A 2,745-nucleotide genomic window follows, 5' to 3' on the forward strand; every position below is an offset into this window, starting at 1 on the left:
CGTCCCACCTCTCCCTGGAGCACCGGGCCCTGATCGATGAGGAGATCTGCGGACCCACCCACCTGACCGAACTCGCGACGATGAGCACCCGCCGGCTGATCGCCCGGATCAAGGAACTCGCCGCCCGGCTCGACGTGCACGCGTGCGTGAACCGCAACGCCAAGGCCGTGACGGAACGCCGGGTCTCCATCCGTCCGGCACCCGACCTGATGGTCTACCTGACCGCGCTGGTGCCGATGGCGCAGGGTGTGCAGGCCTACGCCCAGCTCAAGACAACCGCCGATGCCGTGAAGGCCACGGGTGACGGGCGTGGGGTGGGTCAGATCATGGCCGACACCCTCATCGAACACGCCACCGGACGCGAACCCGGCCAGGCGAACGATGTCCCGGTCACGATCAACCTCCTGGTCTCCGACGACACCCTCCTGGCCGCCGGCAACCAGCCGGGTGTGGTGGTCGAGGGCGCCCCGGCCGGTGCGGGCGTTGTCCCGGCACCGGTCGCCCGCAACCTGGTAGCGCACGCGATCGACACCGACACGGCCTGGCTGCGGTCGATCTACGTCAACCCGCACGGGCGGCTGTTGGCCACGACGTCGACGTCCCGGTTCCACCCCCAGGGACTTGCGAGTCTGCTGCGGGCCCGGGAGCAGGGCATCTGTGCCACCGTCTGGTGTGACGCGCCGGTCCGGCACACGGACCACGTCACCCCGCACGCGGAAGGCGGCCCGACCAGCCTCGACAACGGGCAAGGTCTATGTGCCCGGTGCAACCACGCGAAGCAGGCACCGGGCTGGTCCCAGAAGACCACCCACCTCAACGGCCTCCACGCCGTCGAAACCATCACCCCGACCGGGCACACGTATGTCTCCGTCGCGCCCGCGCCACCAGCACCGGCCAGGACCCGGGACACGACACCGGGCCGGGGCACGACACCCGTGCGTGACGCGTTCGCCGTTCCTGGCGCGCCCTCGGTACGTGCCACTGCCTCGGCCTCTGAGGTGGAATCGATCGCGAGCTCGACCGGGCTTGGCAGCATGGCAGCAGGCCGACCGGCACCCGTTGCAGATACCTCGGCAGACCTCGTCTCGGCGTCCGGCGATCCCGACCAGGTACTGGACGTCACTCAGACCCGCGACCGCACCACGCCCCCGCCCTGGACCCCCGCGGTCGGCATGACCGGCCCCGCACCCGACCGCACCCCACGCAGCCGCTACTCCATCGGCTGCCACACAACACCCGCCCACGGCCCCATCGCCTACCGACCGAGCCCACCACCCCGCCAACCACGCCCAACACAGCAACCACAGCACCGCCCAGCCAACCGGGCACCCGACCGAGCCCGCAGCCGCCCACGCCGGCCCGACCTCTCCTGGGCCCACCCCATCTGACGCACCACACGCACCACTACTCCGGGCGCGCCACCCCCGCCGGCGGCGTGACCGCGCGCGCGAAGCACGCCGAGACCGCGACCAGCACCATGACCAGCAGGATGGCGAGCCGCAGCGTGAAGTGCTCCCCCACGAAGCCCAGAACGGGCGGCCCCACGAGGAACGCGGTGTAGCCCGCCGTCGCCACGGCGCTGACCCGGCGCGCCGAGTTGAGCGGGTCATCGCCCGCGGCGGACAACGCCACCGGAAAGCCGAGCGACGCGCCGATCCCCCACAGCAGCACGCCCACCGCGCCCAGCACCGCCGACGGCGCGAACGCCACCAGGGCGATGCCGGCGATCGCGAGCAGGGCACTGACCACCATGACGGGCGCCCGCCCGAACCGGTCCAGGAAGAACCCGCCGCCGAACCTCCCGATCGCCATGGACAGGCCGAAGAACGCGTAGACCAACGACGCCGTCGCGGCCGACAGGTCGAACCCGTCGACCATGATCAAGGGCAGCCAGTCGTTCGCCGACCCCTCGGCCAGGGCCATGCCCAGCACGATCACGCCGATGGCGAGCGTGCGCCGCTCCCGCCAGACGGCGAGGAAGGCCCCGACGGTCTCGCCGAGCGGACGGCGGCGCTGCCCCGCGTCGGCGTCCTCCCGCCCGACGTCGTGGGCCAGGTTGGCCACCAGGCCCGCCGTGGCGATCGCGGTCAGTGCGGCGACAGCCACCAGGTGCCCGAGCACCGGCACGCTCGCCGCGCTGGCGCCCAGGCCGACGAGCCCGCCCACGCAGACACCGAGGCTGTAGCTGCCGTGCAGGCTCGGCACCACGGTGCGCCGCAGCGCCCGCTCGACGTCGACCCCCTCGACGTTCTGCCCGATCTCGCCCGATCCCATGCCGTACCCGAACGACGCGAGCCCGACGGCGACCAGCCAGCCCTGCGCGGTCGCGGTGCCGACCGCAACCACAGCGACTCCGGTCACGATCGCGACCATGCCCCACAGCACGACGAACCGGGCGCCGCGCCAGGCCACCAGGGTGCCGGCCAGGGCGATGCCCACCATGGAACCTGCGGACAGCCCCGCGATGATCAGCCCCATCTCGGCCGTGGTCGAGCCGGTCGCGTCGCGGATCGCGGGCGTGCGCGAGACCCACGTGGCCATGGACACGCCGGTCATGAAGAAGGACACGAACAAAGCGGCCCGCCGACGCTGCGCCGACGGAGCCAGGTGCGCGGTCACAGCACGCGGGCCAGCGCGTCGAGGGCCACCAGGGGGTCGGGCCCGGCGGGGATGAAGACGCTGGAGGTCACCCCGGCGCGCCCGAGCCGGTCGATCCGTTCCCGGACCTGGGCGGGCGTGCCGGCC

The 2,745-nt window shown here is 72.7% G+C and carries 2 protein-coding genes; one reads left to right on the top strand and one right to left on the bottom strand.

The features are described from left to right. Window positions 1-1,388: HNH endonuclease (locus PROKR_RS30655; RefSeq protein ID WP_084800361.1), on the top strand; the 1,388-nt coding region annotated here is incomplete at its 5' end. 16 nt (window positions 1,389-1,404) lie between these two features. Here PROKR_RS30655 and PROKR_RS10200 read toward each other — a convergent pair. Continuing rightward, window positions 1,405-2,619 (bottom strand): MFS transporter, encoded by a 1,215-nt coding sequence (locus PROKR_RS10200; RefSeq protein WP_084800362.1) that lies wholly within the window; start codon window positions 2,617-2,619, stop codon window positions 1,405-1,407. Window positions 2,620-2,745: the final 126 nt, after the last annotated feature.

Source organism: Promicromonospora kroppenstedtii DSM 19349 (assembly GCF_000515355.1).
Classification (GTDB): Bacteria; Actinomycetota; Actinomycetes; order Actinomycetales; family Cellulomonadaceae; genus Promicromonospora; species Promicromonospora kroppenstedtii.